We start from the raw sequence: 6,608 nt of genomic DNA on the forward strand, positions 1-6,608 counted from the left end.
AAACAACTTCTAATTTTTTATCTTCAAAGCTTATATTTTCTAAAATTAACTCTAAAGCTGCTAATGCTGATAAGGCTGTGGCCCGGCTACAAGCTTGATTTTTACGGACAGATACCCCCGGGTGGATCAGATTTCTAAAATCCTTCGCTAATCTCGCCTGTATCGAAGTATTTTCTTTTATCAGATCAAGATTTCTTGAAACTTCGATTAGGGGATGTAGGTTCCAATCTTCAGGTTTGCCTCGAGGCTTCCTTTTGATTTTTCCTTCTTTCAATAGCCGAACGAGAGATTCTTCTATTATCTCTGGATTTTTATCTGCGATCGGTTGTAATATCCAAAGAAGTAGGGCCTCTGCAATCGAGCCAGCCAATACAGTAGCGGCTTTCCATTCCCCATTGATAAATGCCTTGTTAGCTGAGCTAATGTCAATTCTTAAAATTTCTCTAAACTGTGGATCAGTAATGAACATTAATTCGGTAGTCCCCTTGGTGGGAAAATCATCAGGGCAAAGCGAAAGACAATTTCTAAAAACAATGACAGGGTTTAGATTCGGTAATCCGGAAATTGAATGGAGGTCAGGTCCGTGCCCATAAGATTGCCAAGTACTAACTGCAGATCTTATCGCTGCGAGACTTAGAAGAAAATTACCATAATCTTCTCCTTCAATGGTAATTAATTCATCGGGGATTTTATCCGCCATCTCTACGATTGCAGCTAATTGATTGACCCGATCAATTCCAATGGTGAAAGGTCTGGTCTTCTGTTCTTGGCCGGGGAACATTTTGTCAATTATGGTAACAAGTTGGCTTGGTATCAATCGAGGCATTTAATTTTTCAATGAAAGCATTTGCCATTGGAAATTCCTACCGGCAAATTCCAAATTGAGTGCCAACTGTTTTATGAAAGCGCTCCAATCTCTATAAACCCGCATGGTTGACTTTTTGAATTTGGGCGTTTCCTCTGATGCTTGGCATTTGGCCCCTGCTACAAAGACGAGAGCTAAAATCTGCAATAACTTTCTAATCTTCATAGATATTTTTCCGAACGTATGCCGATAGGGATTAAATTTTATCAATTAAAGGAGTATGTGCCAATGTAAACTTCTATGGACTAATGTTCCGTAAGGAGTTTCCACTTCACTTTACACTTTATGGAAAGGGTTACTATGCGCCCTCAATTTGGGCAGGTGGTATGAGTGGATCGCCGCTAATAACCGCTTCATAGAGTTTTAAAAACCAATCATATTTATCGCGATGTTCAGGATATTTTTTAGACATCGAGGCCACCCTTAATCGCGCTGTAGTCCCCCAAAAAACATTAAAAGGTGATATTAAACGAATACCGTCAAAATATAAAATTTTTCGCATGAAAGGAGATACATCGGGATTCCACCATTCATCTGGAATTTCAACACTTTCATGCAAGGCAACACACGGCATTTTAATTTCTTTTTCAACTTCTACGGCTCTATTTAATGCCTGACTCACTACATATAAATCAGTTTCTTTTTGAACCTCTATATGACTACCAAACCCAATTCCTCCTCTTATTAGAAAATCGTTGGCAAGGGTCATCATATGTAATCCCTTTACGACTTCAGATAACTGGTGAATATTTCTTGATGAAATAATAAAAGAGTCAGAAAAAACTTTAACCGTAACATTAAGACTTATTGATTGGGGGATTCTTATAAAATCGAGCATCTTTTCATAATTTTCTAATAAATTACAAAAATTTTCATTGACTTCTCGTCCAAAGCCTAAGATATCGACAAAAGCCACATATTGATTGGAAAGTTTTTCTCCTTTAAAGGGTTTGAAGGGCTCATCAAGTTTCTTTGTGCGAGCCTTGAGATCTTTTAATTTTTGATCAATATTCATATGAAACTTAAATTATTATAATTGCATTTTTTTAAAACCTGCTCATCGTTAACAAAACGCAAATCAAACTTTTTTTCTTTTTTTAAGGTAGCAACCATTTTGATAATTTCTGTCTTAAACCAATTCTTTTTTTCTTCATTGATCGTTAGGTGATTTGAAATAAAGACGACCAAGGGGACGGACCAAGGGGACGTTCGTGCTGAGCGTGCTTAGCGAATGCCCCCACTCAAATTTAACATTTTTTGATTAAACGATAATACTCTTCAATATTTCTTCATAGTCCTGCTTGTTGAGCGTGCATTCCAATAAACTGTCGAATCGTTCCACCGTTAGTTTGAGCTGCCTGGCCATTGATTTATAGGTTTTGGGAGAAATCGGTTTCCTTCCTTTCCATTAGAAACCGTTTGATGTTGAGCCATTCTTCGCTAAATTCGTCATCTTCCATCAAATCCTCATAGAGGGATTCAATTTCGCGCTTAAGCATTTCTACGGCGTCTTCGGGATTATTCCCATGGCCATATAAAGGAATTTCCGTAGTTCGGGCAATAAAACCGGTTCCATCGGGTTCCAAAACGGCATCCAGGGGAACCAGAAGATGTTTGTATTGAAATCCTTTAATTATATTACCATAAAAAAGATCTTAAAGGTGGTGGTTTGTAAAACTAAGATTGATGGAAGTTTTTCATATAACCGGTTAATTTGTCAAGGGGAAAAACCGAAAACATGCTCAAAGCTCATAGGGGGGTGGGGGAAAAGGCGTTCGGATTTAAGAGTTCGGAGTTCGGCGAAACGGGAAAGAAGCTCAAGGTTCAAAGCCCAAAGGGGAGCATTAGGAAATAGGTTTAAGGTTCAAGGTTGATAGGGCGCGGTTATGTCAATCCATTTTCTTTTATTGACTGCGCTGAAATATCCTTTTATCATTCAGAGAACAGTTCAATAATAGATCAGCGCCGACCGTGGCGTCAATGCGACGCGGCCTGTCAATTCGCAGTTCCGGCCGGCCTCACTTAAGCGGCAGCAATGGGGGATACTATGGAAGAACAGAACTGGCTCCACCAGTTGACAAAATCGCAGGAGGATAAGTGGATTGGCGGGGTCTGCGGCGGGTTGGGAAAGGTGACCCCTCTGCCGTCGTGGACCTGGAGGCTGCTCTTCTGCCTGGTTAGTTTCTTTTTCGGTACGGGAATCCTTATTTACCTCCTGCTTTGGATCTTCGTGCCAAAGGCAAAACAAGAGGAACAGGGGGGGATAACTCCTTGATGGCTCGTGCCGTCCAATGTTCTGGGAACCGATGTTCCGGAATCTATTTTGGCTTTTGCCCTAACGCCAGACAGCAACGGCATTAGGCCTTTGACAAATTCTCGGAGATTATTATGCCCCCCGATTTATGGACACTATATGCACATATGCTTAAAAGTCGTTTGTTCGAAGAAGCCATTGCAAAGCTCTGGCACGACGGTTTGATCTCGGGTGAGATGCATCTTGGGACGGGTGAAGAAGGGATTATTGCAGGCATCGTTACTCAATTACGTGAAGGCGATGCCCTGTCTTTGGACCACCGCGGCACTGCGGCTTTACTCATGCGCGGCGTAGACCCTGTTCTTATTCTGCGCGAATTGCTTGGCCATCCAGAGGGCTTATGCGGCGGCAGGGGGGGGCATATGCACCTGTTCTCTAAGGAGCACATAGCCGTTTCTTCAGGGATTGTCGGTGCGGAAGGACCAACCGCAGCCGGCTTTGGATTATCGGCGCAATACCTGCACCCGGGGTCGATCGCCGTCGCGTTTTTCGGGGAAGGGGCGATGAACCAAGGCATGTTGATGGAATCGATGAATCTATCATCGGCTTGGACGCTGCCCGTGCTGTTTGTCTGCAAGGATGACGGCTGGTCCGTAACCACTCGATCTGAAGGGGTGACTGGTGGGGATTTGAACGAACGAGCCCGCGGGTTCGGGATTCCCGCTGTTGAAGTGGACGGTCGCGATGTATCCGGGGTGTGGGAGGCCGCCCAGACGGCAATTGAACGCGCCCGTTCCGGTCTGGGGCCGACCTTCCTGCATGCCCGATGCGTTCATTTTGAAGGCCACTTCCTGGGGTTTCAAATGATAAGGATCGTGCGCCATCCGCTCAGAGAAATGCCTGGAATTGCCCTTCGGCTCACACAGTCTTTCTTGGCTCCCGGCGGGGCACCTTTGCGCGAACGCCTGGCCGCGGTGAAAACAGTGCTTGGCTCGGTGCTTTCGACCTTACGCGATCCACGTCGGGATTCGGCCAATGACCCGGTCCGTCACACGAACACAGCCTTGCAGTCGGACCCGGTACGCCTGCAAGAACTGGAAAACCGGGTTGAGAAAGAGATAAGCAACGTGCTGGCATCCGCCTTAGCGGAGGGACCGATATGAGAACCCTGTTTTTCACCCAGGCTGTTGATGACGCGCTTGCCCAAGCCATGGCAGATGACCCGCGCATTATTCTTTTCGGGGAAGACACCCCCTTGCTGCGAAGGAGCCTGCTTGTGCAATTCGGCCCCGGACGCGTGCGAGGTACCCCCATCAGCGAAAGCGCCTTTCTGGGAGCCGGCGTAGCCGCCGCAATGGCCGGGTGTCGCCCGGTGGTCGAATTGTATATGGTGGATTTCTTAGGAGTGTGCATGGATGCCCTGCTCAACCATGCCGCCAAAGTAGAAACCTTCTCAGGCGGCCGATGGAATGCGCCCGTTGTGGTCCGCGCGCCTTGTGGCGGCGGTTACGGCGACGGCGGGCAGCACGAACAGTCTTTGTGGGGTTGGCTGGCCCACATCCCGGGACTGACCGTGATAGTTCCCTCTACACCGGCCGACGCGGGTGGCCTGATGCTGGCCGCTCTCCGGCACGAGGGGCCGGTTATCTTCCTGGAGCATAAACTTCTATCAGAAACTTGGCTGGATTTTCTTGGCGCTGGAGGGCGACCCTCGGTGCGGTTTGAGGTCCCCGCCGAGGGGGGGAAAGGCGCCGTCCCTAAAAAGTGGGAACCTCTTCCCATCGGTAAAGCTGTCCTCCGCCGGGATGGGGGTGACGTGACCATCGTCAGTGTGGGCGTGGACGTCCATCGCGCTTTAGAAGCGGCGCAAGCCCTTGAGTCGGAAGGGATTTCCGCAGGGGTGCTGGACTTGCGAACCGTCTCTCCAGTTGATAAAACGACACTCTGCGAAGCGGTCGCCCAGACCGGGCATCTACTTGTGGTTGACGAAGATTATGAGGGCTTTGGTCTTTCAGGTGAATTATCAGCGGTCGTATTGGAGGCAGGCATATCCTGCAAGTACGCCCGCGTCTGCACCCGGACGACCATCCCTTACGCCCGTCATCTTGAAGATCTGACTCTCCCCAACAAACAGCGTATCTGCCACAGCGTCAGGCAGTTGATGCAGTGATTGTCAAAACCACGAAGACGCGTGATGAAAAGCTCCCCAAAAGGCGCTGCGGGCGACAGCGGGAAAGGACGCCCGCCTCCGGTAGAACTCTCCATTAAATCCCCTACCGATGGAGGCATACGATGGCTGATAAGAAATATCAGGATATTGGAATAACTAATGAGATAAAATAAACTGGGTAGACAACAAAGGAGAAAAATATGGGAGAGCTGACGATAACGACATTCCTTACCATCGATGGGGTCATGCAGGCCCCCGGCGGTCCGGACGAAGACAGGAGCGGGGATTTCCCTTACGGCGGCTGGCTCGTTCCCCATTTCGACGCAGACATGGGGAAGATCATGGTCGAGATATTCTCCAAGGCCGGGGCCTTCCTTCTCGGGCGGACGACCTATGACATCTTCGCCGACTATTGGCCGAGGGTCACGGATCCCGACGACGTAATTGCCGGCAAACTCAATTCGCTGCCAAAATTTGTAGCTTCCCGCAGTCAAACCATCTTTAACTGGAAGGGAGCTTCGCCCGTACAAGACGTGACGAAAGAAATCGCCGATCTCAAAAAGCGTTTTTCAGGCGAGGTACAGGTTCATGGGAGCGGCGGACTGGCTCAAACCCTCATCCAGAACGACCTCATTGACGGATACCGACTGTTGATCTTTCCGGTGATCCTCGGCACCGGGAAGCGGCTCTTCGGCGCCGGCGCGGTACCGACAACCCTGACACTCATTAAGTCCGGCACTACGAGCAAAGGCGTCGTGGTCAACGTCTACCGTCGCGGAGGAGCTCTCAAAACCGGTTCGTTCGGGCTCGATTGAAGACCCGATGCCCCAACCACCCTAATTAAACCATTAAGGGAGGAGATCCCAAACTTCGGAAAGATGTTTTATAATTTCTTCGATGTCCAGGGGGTGGGTCTGAATATGACTAAAAATCGATCATTCTAAATTCACTCTAACGGCTCTAAATCTCTAAAGGCCGTCATGGTCCCCAGGCTGGTGGCCTCGAAGATCCCTCTAATAATGGCCCTGGTCAGACAGTCGGCCGCGGCCCGTCCGAGTTCATTCAACGCCTGGGCCTGGGGTGCGGCAAAAAAGCCGGGAGTGTCGGGCAGGACCACCTGGTTGGATGCCAGGCAGAATAGGGTGTCCCCATCAAACATGGTGTGGGCCGGACGTATAGCCCTGGCCAATCCGTCCTGGGCCATCTGGGCTACCTTCTGGGCCTGGGCCTTGGTGAGGACCGCATCGGTGGCGATGACCCCGATGGTCGTATTGGTCGCCGGATGGGCTATGGGCCTATCGGGCAGCCTGACCGATCTT

9 protein-coding genes are annotated in these 6,608 nt (G+C 48.9%); 4 read left to right on the forward strand and 5 right to left on the reverse strand.

Annotated elements, in window-relative coordinates; genetic code table 11:
• The 4 genes from HY879_09090 to HY879_09105 all read right to left on the reverse strand — a co-directional run.
• Positions 1-826, reverse strand: an 826-nt coding sequence (locus tag HY879_09090; protein MBI5603500.1) for a hypothetical protein, incomplete at its 3' end; no start/stop codon positions are given.
• Positions 827-1,030 (reverse strand): hypothetical protein, encoded by a 204-nt coding sequence (locus HY879_09095; GenBank protein ID MBI5603501.1) that lies wholly within the window; start codon positions 1,028-1,030, stop codon positions 827-829. It abuts the gene before it with no gap.
• Between the two features lie 133 nt (positions 1,031-1,163).
• On the reverse strand, positions 1,164-1,880 hold the full coding sequence (locus HY879_09100) for a hypothetical protein (GenBank protein ID MBI5603502.1): 717 nt from the start codon (positions 1,878-1,880) through the stop codon (positions 1,164-1,166).
• Positions 1,881-2,235: 355 nt separating this feature from the next.
• Complete coding sequence (locus HY879_09105) at positions 2,236-2,451, reverse strand: hypothetical protein (GenBank protein ID MBI5603503.1); 216 nt, start codon at positions 2,449-2,451, stop codon at positions 2,236-2,238.
• Positions 2,452-2,900: 449 nt separating this feature from the next.
• Here HY879_09105 and HY879_09110 point away from each other — a divergent pair, with 449 nt between their 5' ends.
• From HY879_09110 to HY879_09125, 4 genes are all read left to right on the forward strand, one after another.
• Positions 2,901-3,140: a PspC domain-containing protein gene (locus tag HY879_09110; protein ID MBI5603504.1), complete on the forward strand. Its 240-nt coding sequence runs from the start codon at positions 2,901-2,903 to the stop codon at positions 3,138-3,140.
• 113 nt (positions 3,141-3,253) lie between these two features.
• Positions 3,254-4,282, forward strand: coding sequence for a thiamine pyrophosphate-dependent dehydrogenase E1 component subunit alpha (locus HY879_09115; protein MBI5603505.1), 1,029 nt, complete (start codon positions 3,254-3,256; stop codon positions 4,280-4,282).
• Positions 4,279-5,289, forward strand: coding sequence for a pyruvate dehydrogenase (locus HY879_09120; GenBank protein ID MBI5603506.1), 1,011 nt, complete (start codon positions 4,279-4,281; stop codon positions 5,287-5,289). The genes HY879_09115 and HY879_09120 overlap by 4 nt, the downstream gene beginning before the upstream one ends.
• 200 nt (positions 5,290-5,489) lie before the next feature.
• Positions 5,490-6,104, forward strand: coding sequence for a dihydrofolate reductase family protein (locus HY879_09125; protein MBI5603507.1), 615 nt, complete (start codon positions 5,490-5,492; stop codon positions 6,102-6,104).
• A 131-nt stretch (positions 6,105-6,235) separates the two neighbouring features.
• On the opposite strand, the gene HY879_09130 is transcribed toward HY879_09125, so the two are convergent.
• Positions 6,236-6,608, reverse strand: a 373-nt coding sequence (locus HY879_09130; GenBank protein ID MBI5603508.1) for a P1 family peptidase, incomplete at its 5' end; no start/stop codon positions are given.

It is taken from the genome of Deltaproteobacteria bacterium (assembly GCA_016219225.1).
Classification (GTDB): domain Bacteria; phylum Desulfobacterota; class RBG-13-43-22; order RBG-13-43-22; family RBG-13-43-22; genus RBG-13-43-22.